The organism is Falsiroseomonas oleicola (assembly GCF_019029495.1).
GTDB classification, from domain to species: Bacteria; Pseudomonadota; Alphaproteobacteria; order Acetobacterales; family Acetobacteraceae; genus Falsiroseomonas; species Falsiroseomonas oleicola.
The window spans coordinates 1-14,746 of sequence record NZ_JAERQM010000009.1 but is presented as its reverse complement, the minus strand read 5'-3'; the positions used below and the strand labels follow the sequence as shown (position 1 = coordinate 14,746).

At 70.6% G+C, this 14,746-nt stretch carries 12 protein-coding genes, 2 tRNA genes and 1 CRISPR repeat array; of the genes, 11 read left to right on the top strand and 3 right to left on the bottom strand.

Annotation, left to right across the window (positions count from 1 at the left end):
• The first annotated feature begins 25 nt into the window (after positions 1-25).
• The gene (locus tag JJQ90_RS23420) at positions 26-1,000 is read left to right on the top strand and encodes a tripartite tricarboxylate transporter substrate-binding protein (RefSeq protein WP_216878708.1); all 975 of its coding nucleotides are present in this window, start codon (positions 26-28) and stop codon (positions 998-1,000) included.
• A 68-nt stretch (positions 1,001-1,068) separates the two neighbouring features.
• Here the strand turns inward: JJQ90_RS23420 and JJQ90_RS27545 are convergent, their stop codons facing one another.
• The 3 genes from JJQ90_RS27545 to JJQ90_RS23405 all read right to left on the bottom strand — a co-directional run bounded on the left by JJQ90_RS27545 (position 1,069) and on the right by JJQ90_RS23405 (position 3,808).
• On the bottom strand, positions 1,069-1,623 hold the full coding sequence (locus tag JJQ90_RS27545; RefSeq protein WP_329959506.1) for a DUF2497 domain-containing protein: 555 nt from the start codon (positions 1,621-1,623) through the stop codon (positions 1,069-1,071).
• Between the two features lie 51 nt (positions 1,624-1,674).
• A complete protein-coding gene (locus tag JJQ90_RS23410) occupies positions 1,675-3,060 on the bottom strand; it encodes a TolC family outer membrane protein (RefSeq protein WP_230410929.1) in 1,386 nt (461 codons plus the stop codon).
• Between the two features lie 67 nt (positions 3,061-3,127).
• A complete protein-coding gene (locus JJQ90_RS23405; protein WP_230410928.1) occupies positions 3,128-3,808 on the bottom strand; it encodes a protein-L-isoaspartate O-methyltransferase family protein in 681 nt (226 codons plus the stop codon).
• Positions 3,809-4,006: 198 nt separating this feature from the next.
• Between JJQ90_RS23405 and JJQ90_RS23400 the strand changes: the two genes are divergently transcribed.
• The 10 genes from JJQ90_RS23400 (at position 4,007) to cas2e (ending at position 13,226) form a co-directional block, all read left to right on the top strand.
• A tRNA-Cys gene (locus JJQ90_RS23400) sits at positions 4,007-4,077 on the top strand.
• An 83-nt stretch (positions 4,078-4,160) separates the two neighbouring features.
• Positions 4,161-4,235: transfer RNA gene (locus JJQ90_RS23395), tRNA-Asn, on the top strand.
• A 329-nt stretch (positions 4,236-4,564) separates the two neighbouring features.
• Entirely contained in the window at positions 4,565-7,276 is a 2,712-nt protein-coding gene (cas3, locus tag JJQ90_RS23390) for a CRISPR-associated helicase Cas3' (protein WP_230410927.1), read from the top strand.
• A 48-nt stretch (positions 7,277-7,324) separates the two neighbouring features.
• Positions 7,325-8,911 (top strand): type I-E CRISPR-associated protein Cse1/CasA, encoded by a 1,587-nt coding sequence (gene casA / locus JJQ90_RS23385; protein ID WP_329959505.1) that lies wholly within the window; start codon positions 7,325-7,327, stop codon positions 8,909-8,911.
• Positions 8,908-9,450: a type I-E CRISPR-associated protein Cse2/CasB gene (gene casB, locus JJQ90_RS23380; protein ID WP_216878705.1), complete on the top strand. Its 543-nt coding sequence runs from the start codon at positions 8,908-8,910 to the stop codon at positions 9,448-9,450. Before casA ends, casB begins: the two co-directional genes overlap by 4 nt.
• On the top strand, positions 9,447-10,487 hold the full coding sequence (gene cas7e, locus JJQ90_RS23375; RefSeq protein ID WP_216878704.1) for a type I-E CRISPR-associated protein Cas7/Cse4/CasC: 1,041 nt from the start codon (positions 9,447-9,449) through the stop codon (positions 10,485-10,487). The genes casB and cas7e overlap by 4 nt, the downstream gene beginning before the upstream one ends.
• Before the next feature lie 2 nt (positions 10,488-10,489).
• The gene (gene cas5e, locus JJQ90_RS23370) at positions 10,490-11,248 is read left to right on the top strand and encodes a type I-E CRISPR-associated protein Cas5/CasD (RefSeq protein ID WP_216878703.1); all 759 of its coding nucleotides are present in this window, start codon (positions 10,490-10,492) and stop codon (positions 11,246-11,248) included.
• Complete coding sequence (gene cas6e / locus JJQ90_RS23365; protein ID WP_216878702.1) at positions 11,245-11,928, top strand: type I-E CRISPR-associated protein Cas6/Cse3/CasE; 684 nt, start codon at positions 11,245-11,247, stop codon at positions 11,926-11,928. The genes cas5e and cas6e overlap by 4 nt, the downstream gene beginning before the upstream one ends.
• A gap of 25 nt (positions 11,929-11,953) precedes the next feature.
• Positions 11,954-12,901 carry a type I-E CRISPR-associated endonuclease Cas1e gene (gene cas1e, locus JJQ90_RS23360; RefSeq protein WP_216878835.1) on the top strand — a complete coding sequence of 316 codons (948 nt, stop codon included), beginning with the start codon at positions 11,954-11,956 and terminating at the stop codon, positions 12,899-12,901.
• Positions 12,882-13,226 carry a type I-E CRISPR-associated endoribonuclease Cas2e gene (gene cas2e, locus JJQ90_RS23355; RefSeq protein WP_216878701.1) on the top strand — a complete coding sequence of 115 codons (345 nt, stop codon included), beginning with the start codon at positions 12,882-12,884 and terminating at the stop codon, positions 13,224-13,226. Before cas1e ends, cas2e begins: the two co-directional genes overlap by 20 nt.
• 183 nt (positions 13,227-13,409) lie before the next feature.
• Positions 13,410-14,597: direct repeats of the CRISPR family, unit length 29 nt; unit sequence GTGTTCCCCGCAGGCGCGGGGATGTCCCG.
• Between the last annotated feature and the right edge of the window lie 149 nt (positions 14,598-14,746).

Genomic DNA, 14,746 nt, shown 5'->3' with positions numbered 1-14,746 from the left:
GCCGGATCGGGTTGGGAACATCAAGATGCTGAGAATCGGTCGCCGTCCCCTGCTGGCGGGGCTCGCCACCACCGCCCTCGCCGCGCCGGCCCTGGCGCAGGCGCCCTGGCCGAACGGCCCGATCCGCATCGTCGTCCCCTTCCCGCCCGGCGGCAGCGTCGACACCATCACCCGCCTGCTTCAGCCGCGCCTGACGCAGGACCTCGGCGTGCCGGTGGTGATCGAGAACCGGCCCGGCGCCTCCGGCGCCCTCGGCACGGCCGCCGCGGCGCGCGCGCCGGCGGATGGCAATACCTGGGTGACAGTCTTCGACAGCCACTCCGTGAACCCGTCCTTCATCAGCAATCTCGGCTTCGACCCGAAGCGGGACCTGGTGCCCATCATGCTCATCGGCACCGCGCCGATGCTCATCACCACCCACAATTCCCGCCCCTGGCGGAAGCTGGAGGAGGTGATCGCGGCAGCCAAGGCGGCGCCGGATACCATCACCTATGGCAGCATCGGCGTCGGCAGCCTGTCGCACCTGACCATGTCGCTGATGCAGCAGCGCGGCGACTTCAAGATGGTGCATGTGCCCTATCGCGGCGGCGGCCCGATGAGCGCCGCGGCCGCGGCCGGCGAGCTCGACCTGCCGATGGCGAGCAACGCCGGCCTCGGCGGCCAGGTCGGGCAGACCCTGCGCCCGCTGGCGCAGACCGGCGGCCAGCGCTCCGCCCTGTTCCCCGACCTGCCGACCGTCTCCGAATCCGGCGTGCCGGGGATCGACGCCAAGGCCTGGTGGGCCATGCTCGGCCGCGCCGGCACGCCGGAGCTGATCCAGCGCCGCTTCCACGCGGCGCTCGCCAAGGCGCTGGAGGTGCCGGAGGTGCGCGCGCGGCTGGCGAGCCCGATGGGGGTCGAGATCGTCGCCTCCTCGCGGGAGGAATTCGGCACCTTCCTCGACCGGCAGATGGAGACCTGGGCGGGGGTGATCCGGGACAACCAGATCAAGCCGGACTGAGAGGAAGAGCGGGGCTCTGCCCCGCGCCCCGCCGGGGACGATGATCGTCCCCGGGCCCCTCCCAGTCTTTAGGGCGCGGCGCGGCCGATGACGCGTTCGATTTCGACTCGGACGAGGCGCTCGACCAGCGGCGGCAGATGCTGGTCGAGCCAGGCCTTCAGCAGCGGCCGAAGCTCCTCCCGCACCACATCCTCGATCGACGGGCCGCCACGATGCACCGGGGCATTGCGCTCCTGCGCCACGCTGCGCAGCAGGGAGGCCAGGGTCGCCGTGGTGGCGGCGGCCACGGCCGGGGCGATCAGCGAATCGAGGGAGGGCGCCGGCGCAGCCGGCGGCACCTCCGCCATCGGCGGCACGGCCACGGGCGCCGAGATGACGGGTGGCGGAAGCGGCGGTGCCGGGACGACCGGCGCCGCGATCTCCTCCGGCTCCGGTTGCGGCTCGGGCTCGGGCTCGGGCTCCTCCGCGACCACCGGCGGCTCGGGCGGCGGCGGTGGGGCGGCGACCAGCATCGCCTCGGTCAGGTCCAGCGGCTCCGGCTCCGCCGCGCCGCCCTGCTGCTGACCCTCCTGCGCCTCATCCTCATTCAGGATGCGGCGGATGGAGGCCAGGATGTCATCCATGGCCGGGTCCGAGGCCCCGCCGCCCGGACGGCCAGCACCGCCGCTCATGCCTCAGCGCCCCTGTTCGGCGTAGTCGCCGAAGCCGACCCAGCGATTCCGCACCTCGCGGTAATAGGCTTCCATGTCATAGATCTGCACAGGCAGGTTGAGATCCCGCGCGGTCAGGCGCCCCACCGAGGCCGCCAGGCTGTGCGAGGCGGTGATGACATTGGCCAGCGCCCGCACCAGGCTGACGCGGGCGTTCAGCAATTCCTGCTCGGCGTTCAGCACGTCGAGCGTGGTGCGGCTGCCCACCACCGCCTCCCGCTGCACACCGTCCAGCGCGATCTCGGCGGCGCGGATCTGGGCGCGCACGCTCTCCACCTGGGCACGGGCGGCGGTCAGCGTCTCCCAGGCCGAGGTCGCCTGCTGGCTGGCGGCGCGGCGCTGGTCGTTCACCACCTGCCGCGCCTGCTGCGCGGTCTGCCGCGCCTGCCGCACCTGGGAGTATTCCGCGCCGCCCTGGTACAGCGGCACCGTCAGGTTCGCCGTCACCTGGCTGCCGGTGGAGCGGGTGTCGGGCGCACTGCTGTTGTCGTTGCGGAAGGTGGAGCCGTTCAGGCTGACCTGCGGCAGCAGGGAGGAGAAATTCACGTCCACCAGGTCGCGCGCCGCTGCCTCGTCGAACAGGGCGGCCACGACATTCGGGTTGTTCTGGCCCGCCAGCGTGCCGGCCTCCGCCGCATTGGCCATCGGCACGCGCAGCGGCTGCGGCGCGATCAGCCGCTGCGGTGGCTGGCCGACGAGGCGGGCGAAGGTGGCGCGGGACTGCTGAAGCCGCCCTTCCGCATCGGCGCGGGAGGCGCGGGTGCCGGCGAGCCGGCTTTCGGCCTGGGCGACGTCGGTGCGGGTGATCTCGCCGACCCGGAAGCGCTCGTTGGTGGCCTGGAGCTGGCGGGTCAGCACCTGCTCGTTGTTGATGTTGAGGCGCACCTCCTCCTGGTCCCGGATCACCGCGACATAGGCATTCACGGTGTCGGACAGCACCTGCTGTTCGGTCGCCAGCAGCCGGGCGCGCTGCGCCAGCACCTGGTTCTCCGCCCGGCGCGTGGAGGCGGTGGTGCGGCCGCCGCGATACAGCGGCTGGGTGACGCTGGCCTGGATCGAGGAGGTGTCGCGATCGGCACTGGCCCGGCCGCCGGTCGCGGTGTTGGTGCTGCGGCCCTGCGCGGTGCCGACGCTGCCGGCCACCTGCACGGTCGGCCGCCAGCCCGCCAGCGCCTGCGGCACATTCTCATCCACCGCGCGAAGCTGGGCGCGGGCTGCCTGCAGGGTGGGGTTATTGGCATAGGCGAGCGCCAGCGATTCCTGCAGCGTCTGGGCCGCGGCGGGGGCGATCAGGGCGGGCGGCGCCATCAGCAGGGTGGCGAGCGCCAGGGTCGAACGGTTGAACATCATCGGTCGGCGGCTCCTACAACCCGCAAGCAAAAGCGGGGCGACCGGATGACCGGCCGCATGGCATGGTTCAGAACACGAAGCCTGGCGCAGGCTGGAATTGCGGGAGCGGCAGCGTGGCGCAATCGAAGGCGTCCGTCACGCTGAAGCTGCCGCCGGCGCGCAGCCCGACCACGGCGCGGGAAAAGGCGCCGCGATGGGGGGCGGCCAGCACGGTGGCCAGCCGCCCGCCCTCGGCCAGTTGCAAGGCAATACGCTCCGGCACCGAAGGCACCTCGCCCTCGATCAGGATGGCGTCGTAGGGGGCACCGACCGGGTGGCCGGCCAGCGGGTCGTGGCGCAGCAGGGTCACCGCGCCGGCAGGCAGCAGGGCGGCGCAGGCGGTCTGGGCGATGTCGGCCAGCGCCGGGTCCGATTCGACCGCGTCCACCCGCGCGCCGCAACGCGCCGCGACGGCAGCGCTGTAGCCGGTGCCGGCGCCGAGCACGAGCATCCGGTCGCCTTCCCGCAGCCGCAGCAACTGAAGCAGACGGGCGATCATCATCGGCTGAAGCAGCGCGCGATCGCCCGGCAGGCGCACATCCTCATCCGCATAGGCGCGGGGCGCGAGCGCGGGCGGCAGGAAGGCCTCCCGCGGCAGGTCGCCCATGGCCGCCAGCAGCGCCGGGTCGGTCACCTTGTTCGGCCGCAACTGGCCATCCACCATGAAGCGGCGCGCCGCCGCCATGCCGGGATCGGAGGGAGACATCATCGCTGCGCGATCCAGGTCCATCATCGCCGCCTTGTTCATATCCGCGCTTATACGGGCCGTCCGGCCGCCGGCCAAGCAGCACTTCCGCGCCGCAGCATGCGCGCAGAGTGCTTAACCGCGCTTGACCGAAACCGCGTGCTGCCGGATAGAGGCGCCGCTTCGTCATGCGGACTTTTGCAGGACAGGGGCGCCATGCTTGGCCGCGTGGCAGAGTGGTGATGCAGCGGACTGCAAATCCGTATATGCCGGTTCGATTCCGGCCGCGGCCTTTCCCTTCCCCGCTTCCGCGACAATCGTCGCGAGGCGGGTTTACCCCGGCCGGGGTGCTTGCTATAGCCCGGCCACTGGCTGATCCGGCGTGGCGCAGCGGTAGCGCAGCGGACTGTTAATCCGTTGGTCGTTGGTTCGAATCCAACCGCCGGAGCCACTTCCCCAAGTATTCTGCCACTTTCGCCGCACTGCGTTTGCCGGCCCACAGACCAGCCCACAAATCCGGCACGCCCTGTATCGGCCCGAATCTGATGCATGTCTCCCTTTCTTGAAGGCCTTCCGAGAAAGCGGGCACGCCACGGCGCGCGAATCCACCAATCTCGCGCTCCTCGACTGCGAGCGATCAGCACGCGGTTGGAGGTCACAATCCACCAAGTGTGCTGGATCTGCGAACGGACGCCATGCTGGTCACCCAAGGTAGCTGGGACAAGATGGACAGGCTGATCGCGTCGAGATTGCAGATCCCCGTGAGCTGGCGCCCAAGCATTGGCTAGGCGCCTGCGAAATCAAACGACACTTTTTTGGGGCAAGGCGCAGGCGCAGGCCGTTTCTGCATTTCCCCTGCATTCACTGGTTGCACATTCACTGGATGTCGCGGCTGTCGCCATAATTCTGCAAAGACCACGATCGATGAATGTGCCGGGCCAGATGCTCGGCTTCCTGGCCGCGATACACGACATCGGCAAGTTTTCCCGCAGCTTCCAGGCCAAGGACATGACGCATTGGCCGCAGGCCGCGCTCGGCCCGCGGCCCAAGGCCGTGCCCTCCGGAGCGCGGCACGATGCCTTGGGACTGCATCTGCTGCGCAAGCCGCTGGCGCGGCTTCTGGATACGGCGCTGCCACCCTTGCAGGATGGACGGCCGGCCTGGATCGACGGCCTTCGCGCGCCATTGCTGCGGGCTGTCGCCGGACACCACGGCCGCCCACCAGCGATGCCGCCAGCTCCACCGACCACGGCAGAGCTGTGCCCGGCCTGCATCGATGCCGCTTCGGATTTCCTCGGCGCCATGCACGCCCTGTTCGGGAGCCCCGTGTTGCCCTGCCCCAAGGAGGACCGAGACGTCGCGCGGCTCGGCTGGCACCTCGCGGGGCTGGTGACCCTGGCAGACTGGGTCGGCTCCCGGCAGGCATGGTTCCCCTATGCGGCGGCGGTCGATGACCCTGCCGCCTATCTTTGGGATCACGCGCTGCCGCGCGCCGCGGCGGCGCTGGCAGCGGCGGGTCTGGCGCCAGCCGCGCCTTCGCGTTTCGCCGGGATAGGCGGCCTGTTCCCGGCCATTGTTCAGCCTTCGCCGGTCCAGCTCTGGGCCCAGAATGTCGATCTGCCGGAGGGTCCCATCCTCGCCGTGATCGAGGACATGACGGGCAGCGGCAAGACCGAGGCAGCGGTAACGCTGGCGCATCGCCTGCTGGCGGCGCATCGCGCCAGCGGTGTGTTCCTCGCTCTGCCGACCATGGCCACCGCGAATGCGATGTTCGGCCGTCTTACCGAGGCCTATCGTGGCCTCTTCGCGGCCGAGGCCCGGCCGTCGCTGGCTTTGGCACATGCCCGCGCGGCCCTGGACCCGCGCTTCGCCACCGCCATTCCCGCGGAACCCGGGCCCACGGGCCGCCGACCCGCCGACCCGGCCGACGAACCCTCCGAGGCGCATTGCGCCGCCTGGCTAGCCGAGGATCGCCGGCGCGCTCTGCTGGCGCAGATCGGCGTCGGCACCGTGGACCAGGCGATGCTGGCCGTGCTGCCGGTGCGGCACGCGGCGCTGCGGCTTCAGGGGCTGGCCGGCAAGGTGCTGGTGATCGACGAAGTGCATGCCTTCGACGCCTATATGCAGCGCGAAATCCTGACGCTTTTGGAATTCCACGCGGCGTTGGGCGGGTCGGTGGTGCTGCTGTCGGCAACGCTGCCGAAGGCGCTGCGGCAACGCCTTGTGAACGCCTTCCGCAAGGGGCTCGGTGCCAGGACGCTGCCACTGGCACGCAACGACTATCCGCTGGCGACGCTGGCCGGGGCCGCTGACGTGTCGGAACACCCCTGCGCGCCGCGAGATGGCCTGCCAAGGCGCGTGGAGGTCACGCGGCTTCAGGACGCCGAGGCCGCCCTGGCCCGCATCGTCGAGGCAGCCCGAACCGGCGCGGCGGTGGCCTGGGTGCGCAACACGGTGGACGATGCGATCGCCGCGGCGCAGGCGCTGCGGGCCATGGGCATTCCCGCTTTGCTGTTCCATGCGCGCTTCGCCATGGTCGACCGCCTGGCCATCGAGGCCGAGGTGATGCGCCGTTTCGGCCGTGACGGCGACGCCAGGACGCGGCCCGGCGTGCTGGTGGCGACGCAGGTGGTGGAGCAGTCGCTCGACCTGGATTTTGACCTTCTGGTGACGGACCTTGCGCCCGTCGACCTGCTGATCCAGCGCGCCGGGCGGCTGTGGCGCCATGCCCGTGGGCCGCGCCCGGTGCCAGGGCCGGAGTTGCTGGTGGTGTCGCCGGAGCCGGTGGAGGCGCCTGCCGCCGACTGGATCAAGGCGGCCCAACCCGGCACGGGGGCCGTCTACAGCGACCCGGCGCTGCTGTGGCGTAGCGCCCGGGCGGTGTTTTCCCGCGGCGCCATCGTCACGCCCGACGATATGCGGCCTTTGATCGAGGCCGCCTTCGATCGCGACGCGCCCGGCGCCGTGCCCCCTGCCCTCGCCGCGGCAGCGCGGCAGGCCGAGGGGCGGGACCGGGCGGCGCAAGGCGTGGCGCGGATGAACCTGTTGGAGTTCGACGCCTGCTGGGACCGTGATGCCGGCTTCTGGGAGCCTGAGACACACACCCCGACACGGCTGGAGGACCGCCCGACCGTGACGCTGCGCCTGGCGCGGCTGCGCGATGGGGCCGTGGTGCCCTACGCTCAGGATTCCGATCTGGGCCGCGCCTGGGCCCTGTCCGAGGTCACGGTGGCACGCCACCGCATTGCGACCTGCCCGGCGCCGCCGGGACTGGAGGCTGCAGCGGATGCGGCAAAGCAGAGCTGGGGGCGGTGGGAGCGGGAGTCGGACCGCGTGGTCCTGGCGTTGATGACGGAGACCGCACCCGGTTTCCAACTGCGTTTCCTCTCCGGATCCGGCGAAGCGACGATGGCAGACTACGACACTTCCGCCGGGCTCCGTTGGCCATCATCCGCAACCTCAGATGGCGCCACCCCTATAACCTCAGGTTGACATTGCTGCGATTTCAGAATGACCATGCTCTCGAGGAGGACGGAGCTCGTGTCAGAAGTCGATCCGACCGGCGCTACGCGCGCGTCGCCGCTTAATCTCCTCGTCAACCAGTGGCTGCCAGTACGCCGAAGAAGCGGACAGCTCGATACGATTAGCCCGGCCCAGATCGCCGAAAATGACGACCCGGCCGTGGCGCTGGACTGGCCACGTGCCGATTTCCGTATCGCCGCGCTGGAGTTCCTCATCGGCCTGCTCGCCACCGCCTGCCCGCCCAAGGGAGCGCGGGATTGGTTCGATGGGTGGCAGGTGCCGCCGGATGCCGCCACGCTGGATGCCGCCTTCGCGCCGCTCGCCCACGCCTTCCATCTCGATGGGCCCGGGCCGCGCTTCCTTCAGGACTTTGAGGATCTGGTCTCCGACGCCGAGCCCGTCGAACGCCTGCTGATCGACTCACCCGGTGCCAGTACCTTGCGCCAGAACACGGACCTGCTGGTGCGGCGCGGCCGGCTTGCGGATCTTGGGCGGCCCGCGGCGGCGATGGCGCTGTTCACCTTCCAATCCTGGGCGCCGGCCGGCGGTGCCGGCAATCGCACCGGGCTGCGCGGCGGTGGGCCGATGACCACGCTGGTGCTGCCGGGCGACCGACCGACCCTTTGGCAGCAGGTCTGGGCCAATGTCCCGCTCGGCCGCCCCGCCGAGGCCGAGGACCTGCCGCGCATCTTCCCCTGGCTGGTGCCGAACCCGTCGCGCGACGTGGTGCCCGAGGATGTGCATCCCCTGCAATGCTGGTGGGGCATGCCGCGCCGAATCCGCCTGGATTTCGCGATGGCGGAGGCACCACAAGCATGCGGCCTGACCGGCATGCCAGATGCTGTACAGGTGCGGTCCTGGCGGCAGCGGCCGCGCGGTTCCAATTATATCGGATGGGGCAAGGTGCATCCGCTGACACCGCACTACGCCCTGAAGGCCGGCGGCGAGTTCCTGCCGCTGCATCCCCAACCCGGCGGCATTGGCTATCGCCACTGGCTTGGCCTGGTCGCCGCGGCGCCGGATGGCCTCCGGCTACCTGGCGACAGCGTCGCCACCTGGCGCGACGAACGGGAGGTCGACTCCCAAGTCTCGGCCCGGCTGCTCGCGGCTGGCTACGACATGGACAACATGAAGGCGCGCGCCTTCCTGGAATCCGAGATGCCTTTGCCGGCCCGGGCGGATGACGCGCTGGCCACACGGCTGGTGCTCTCCGCCAACCAGGTCGCCGGCCTGCTGCGCAGCGCGGTGCGCTACGCCCTGTTCAGCGCCGGCGCCACGGTGAAGCTGGACTCCGAATTGCTGTCCAGCCTGCGCGAGAGGCTGTGGGAGCAGACGGAGGCCGACTTCTTCCGCCTGCTCTCCCAGGCCCCGGCCGATGTTTCGCAACGCAGGCTCGTCCGGCTGCGCGCCCTCGCTCTGGCGCTGTTCGATGAGGCGGCACCGCTGACGCCGGAAAACGGCGGCGCCGCGCCGCGCATCTCCCGCGCCCGCCGCAACCTGGTCTTCGCGCTGACCGGCTTCGGCAAGGAGGGCGCGGCGCTGTTCACTACGCTCGGCCTGCCTGCGGCGGAAGCGAAGGCGAAAAAGAAGGGCAAGGCCGCATGATCCAGAACCGCCAGGGCGCCGCCATCTGGTGGCGCCGGATGACGCCCGACCCCGCCCGCGATCATCGCGGTGACCGCGCCGCCCTGGCCCAACTGCGCCGCTGCCCCAGTGTGGCCGCCGCCATGCAACAGCCCGCCACCATCCAGCTTTTCCAGCTCTGCCAGGCAACGGAAGCCTATGACCTGCCCGCCATCTCGCTCGCCGCCGCCGTGCTGGCGCATGTGCGGGAGGATGTGTCTGGTCGCGTCGCCGGGATGCTCGGTCCGGAAAGCTCAGACCGGCCGGAGACTGCACTGCTGAAGCCGCTGCGGTTCCGCCGCCTGCTGGAAGCCAGCGATGTGGAGGAATGCCTGCCCGCCTTCCGTCGCCTGGTCGCCCTGATGAGCGGCAAGGCGAATGTCGGCGACTTGGCCGCCGCCCTGTTCGACTGGCCGGACCGCTACCGGGGCGACGAACGCAAGCGCCGCTGGGTCTTCGACTACTGGAAGGCCAATCCGCAAGGCGCCGCAGCCCAACCCGCCGAGGAACCCGTCGCATGAGCCGCTTCCTGCAACTGCACCTGCTGACCTTCTTCCCGCCCGCCAACATGAACCGCGACGATACCGGCCGCCCAAAAACCGCGGTGGTGGGCGGCGTGCCGCGGCTGCGCCTCTCCTCCCAGGCCTTGAAACGGGCCTGGCGCACGGCGCCTGTCTTTGCCGAGGCGCTGCGCGGCCATATGGGCAGCCGCACCCAGCGGCTGGGCGAGGTGCTGCGCGACCATCTGACATCCGGCGGCATGGCCGGCGACAAGGCCATCGAGGTGGCGCGCGAGATCGCCGGCATCTTCGGCAAGATCAAGGACGCCAAGGACAAGGATTCGACGCGCATCGAGCAGCTCGCCTTCATCGCGCCGGAGGAAAGCGCGGCAGCGCTGGCACTGGCCGATCGTGCCATGGCGGGCGAAAAGATCGACGCCAAGACGGCCGACCTGCTGCGCACCGCTGACACTGCCGCCGATATCGCCCTGTTCGGCCGCATGCTGGCCGCGGACCCGGACTACAACCGCGAAGCCGCGGCGCAGGTGGCGCATGCCATCACCACGCATCGCGTGACGGTGGAAGACGACTATTACACTGCGGTCGACGACCTAAAGACCTCGGCCGAGGATGCCGGCGCAGGCTTCCTGGGTGAGGCCGGCTTCGGCTCCGGCGTCTTCTACCTGTATCTCTGCATCGACCGCGCGCTGCTGGTGCGGAACCTTGGCGGCGATACGGCGCTTGCAGCCACCGCGCTCGGCGCCCTGGCGGAAGCCGCCGCCACCGCGGCACCGCGCGGCAAGCAGAACAGTTTCGCCGCGCATGGGCGGGCCAGCTTCATCCTGGCCGAGAAGGGCGATCTGCAACCCCGCACCCTTGCTGGCGCCTTCGCGCGGCCGGTGGTGGGCGACGATCTGATGGAGGATTCCATCAAGGCGCTCACTCGCTTCAGGCAGGACATTGACGCCGCCTACAAGCAGGCGCCGGAGCCTTCCGCGATCCTGCATGTCGGCCATGGCGGCAAGCTTGCCGACATCGTCGCCTTCTGCCGCGACTGACCATGCCGCATTACCTGACCTTCGCATTGGTCGCACCGCTGGCGTCCTTCGGCGCCATCGCGGTCGGCGAACGCCGCTCCGGCTGGGACCGGCCAGGGCGCTCCGCCGTGCTTGGCCTGGTCGGCGCCTGCCTTGGGCTGGAGCGCGAGGATGATGCGGCGCAGGCCGCGCTGGCCGAGGACTATGCGCTGGCGCTGCTGTGCCATGCGCCGGGGCGGCTGCTGGCCGACTACCACACCGCACAGGTGCCCTCCGCCCAGCGCGGGCGACGCTTCGCGACGCGCGCGGCGGAACTGGCCACGAAGGACCTGAACACCATCCTCTCGCGCCGCGACTACCGCAGCGATGCCTGGCACCTGGGTGCCCTGTGGCCGCGCGGCGCAGTGCCACGCTGGTCACTGGAGGAGTTGGCCGCGGCGATGCAGCGCCCCAGCTTCGTGCCGTATATGGGCCGCAAGTCCTGCCCGCTGGGGCTGCCGCTGGCGCCCGCCATCGCCGAGGCCGCGGATGCACCGACAGCACTCGCAGCGCGGCATGAAGCGGGGGCGGAGACTGCCTTCCGTGACCGCTGGCTGAACACGCGCCCGGGTGCGCCCAAAGACCCGCTCATTGTCACGCTGGATTCGGCCGATGCGGTGGACATCGCGGCCGATGACCCGCGCCGGTTGCGCACGGAGCTGCGCCGCGACCAGCCTCGCTCGCGCCGCCGCTGGCAGTTCGATCTAAGGGAGGAGCTGGTACTGCAGCTCGCAGCGCCATGACGGCCCTGTGGCTCAGCCGCATCCGTCTTCGCCAGGCGCCCTCGGTAGCGGCGCTGGCACATTTGCTCGTGCCGGAGGAGACGGGGGAGCAAGCGGCGGCGGCGCATCGGCTGATCTGGGCGCTGTTCAGTGACGGGCCGGACCGCCAGCGTGACTTCCTCTGGCGCCAGGACAGTCCGGGGCAGTTCCTGGCGCTGTCACCACGCCCGCCGAACCCGCTGCACGACATCTTTGAGATCGAGAGCAAGGATTTCGCGCCCACGCTGACAGCCGGGGACCGCCTGCGCTTCCGCCTGCACGCCAATCCGGTGGTGGCACAGCCGCAGGGGCCGGGGCAGCGCGGCAAGAGGCAGGACGTGGTCATGCATGCGCTCTACGCCACGCCCAAAGGCCAGCGGGCGTCGGTGCGGCTGGATCTGGCGCAGGAATCCGGGCGCGCCTGGCTGGCGCGTCAGGGCACGGCGCATGGCTTCAGGCCGCTCGGCGATGTGGCCGTCGATGGCTACGAGACCATCCGGATCGGCCGCGGTCCCAAGGCCCCAATGCGCTTCGGCGTGCTGGATTTCGAGGGCCTGCTGGAGGTGACGGATCCCGCCGCCTTTCTACCGGCGCTGGCAGCCGGCTTCGGTCGGGCGCGCGCCTTCGGCTGCGGGCTGATGCTGATTCGTCGCGCGACATGACGCGCGCCACGTGACGGCAGGAACAATGCCGGGGCTGCCACCACCCCGGCCGATCCCGCTCCGCGAACGCGCGGCCATCCTCTTCGTGGAGAAGGGGCGGCTCGACGTGCTGGATGGCGCTTTCGTCATGGTGGATGAGGGCGGCGTCCGCACGCATATCCCGGTGGGCGGCCTGGTCTGTCTGATGCTGGAGCCCGGCACGCGCACCAGCCACGCCGCCGTGGCGCTGGCGGCCCGGGCCGGCACGCTGCTGATCTGGGTGGGAGAAGCGGGCGTCCGACTTTATGCGGCCGGCCAGCCCGGCGGGGCACGCGCCGACCGTCTGCTGCTTCAGGCCCGGCTGGCGCTGGATGAGGAAAGCCGGCTGCGCGTGGTGCGGCGGATGTATGCCCTTCGCTTCGAGGAGGAGGCCCCGCAGCGCCGCTCCGTCGATCAGTTGCGCGGAATCGAAGGCGCCCGGGTGCGGGAGACGTACAAGCTGCTGGCGCAGCGGCATGGGGCGACCTGGAACGGGCGGTCCTACGATCCTGGCGAGTGGTCCACCGCGGACGTCGTGAACCGCTGCCTGTCGGCTGCGACGGCGGCGCTGTACGGCATCACCGAGGCTGCGGTGCTGGCCGCCGGATATGCCCCGGCGATCGGCTTCCTGCATACCGGCAAGGCGCAGAGCTTCGTCTATGACATCGCCGACATCGTGAAGTTCGAGACGGTGGTGCCCGAGGCCTTTCGGGTCGCCGCGGCTGTTCAGCAGGACCGACCGCTGGACGGGCGCCGGGTGGAGGACCCGGTGGCGGAGGTGCGTCGCCGCTGCCGCGACACCTTCCGCCGCACCAATATCCTGGCCCGGCTGATCCCGCTGATCGAGGATGTGCTGACCGCCGGCGGCCTGCCGATGCCGGAAGCCGCCCCCGAGGCGATGCCGGTGGCCTTCGACACGCCGGAGGGGTTGGGTGATGCTGGTCATCGTGGTTGAGAACGCCCCGCCCCGGCTGCGCGGACGGCTGGCCGTTTGGCTGCTGGAGGTGCGGGCGGGCGTCTATATCGGCGACTATGGTCGCCGCGTGCGGGAGATGATCTGGGGCAACGTCTGTGCTTACATCGAGGATGGCAACGCGGTGCTGGCCTGGTCGACGCCGAATGAAGTCGGGTTCGAGTTCGATACCTGCGGTCTGAACCGCCGTATCCCGGTTGATCTCGACGGCCTCCGTCTGGTGCGTTTTGTGGCTGAAGCGGCCCTTCCAGCGGAACCTGGGCCAACTTCCAACCAAACCCGCCGCCGAGGTCGTGGGGCGGCCTGAAAAGGCCGTTCGGGCCGGTAGGATCTTTGAGATGAGAATCAGCCAAATAAATCAGTGCACTGCACGAAGAGTGTTCCCCGCAGGCGCGGGCTGTGCGGAAATCCAGGCGGCGCGTTCCCTTGCCGGCCTGAGTGTTCCCCGCAGGCGCGGGCTGTGCGGTTGGGCCGAGTACCACGAGGGCAAGTGTTCCCCGCAGGCGCGGGGATGTCCCGGCGCATGAGGTCATCCTGCAGCTGAGGGGGATGTGTTCCCCGCAGGCGCGGGGATGTCCCGTCCACGAACATGTCGGTCTCCAGCGGATCACGGTGTTCCCCGCAGGCGCGGGGATGTCCCGCACGAGGAAATCCCCGAGGAGCATCGCGCGACGTGTTCCCCGCAGGCGCGGGGATGTCCCGTCGCACGCGCCGATCTGCTGCACCGGGACCAGGTGTTCCCCGCAGGCGCGGGGATGTCCCGTCCGCGCCGATGAAGCGGCCGCCCTGGATGCCGTGTTCCCCGCAGGCGCGGGGATGTCCCGGCCGCCGCCTGGTTTGCCGCCCGCGCCGATTGGTGTTCCCCGCAGGCGCGGGGATGTCCCGGATCGGTCCGTTGTAGGCCCAGCCATCATTCAGTGTTCCCCGCAGGCGCGGGGATGTCCCGGCGAATCGCACCGACTGGATGGCGCGCAACAGGTGTTCCCCGCAGGCGCGGGGATGTCCCTACCTGGCCACCCTGCCGCCGCGCTGGCCGGCCGTGTTCCCCGCAGGCGCGGGGATGTCCCAGCCCGTCGCGCGTCCAGCCGGCCGGGCCGTGCGTGTTCCCCGCAGGCGCGGGGATGTCCCGGCGCTGGTGCTGGAGGGGAAGAACGCCCTGCGGTGTTCCCCGCAGGCGCGGGGATGTCCCGGGTCAGGATGTCCCGGCGTCGCAGTCCGGCCAGTGTTCCCCGCAGGCGCGGGGATGTCCCGGCCACCGTGGTGCGTTCCTGGATACCCAGGATGTGTTCCCCGCAGGCGCGGGGATGTCCCGGCCTCACGCAGCCGGGGAGGCGGGCGGTGAAGGTGTTCCCCGCAGGCGCGGGGATGTCCCGGCGGACGACTGGGGCAGGGAGGTCCGGAACCAGTGTTCCCCGCAGGCGCGGGGATGTCCCGGCGTGCGGCTGGGTGTGCTCCGGCAGATGCGCGTGTTCCCCGCAGGCGCGGGGATGTCCCGAGCGGGGTGCATCCCTTCAACTTCGCCGGCTCGTGTTCCCCGTAGGCGCGGGGATGTCCCGCCGAAGAAGCTGATCATCGCGCCGGATCAGCAGTGTTCCCCGCAGGCGCGGGGATGTCCCGCCTCGGTTGTAGGCGTCGCTGATTACGCGACGGTGTTCCCCGCAGGCGCGGGGATGTCCCGGGGGCCTCGGTTTCCATCCCGCTCGGCACGTCGTGTTCCCCGCAGGCGCGGGGGGTAGTGGGTCAGTTTGACCGGCCCTGAATATATTCCGCTCAGGCAAGGCGTGCGTCGCGGCGGGCCGGGTGGCATACTGAGCACATGGCAGAGAA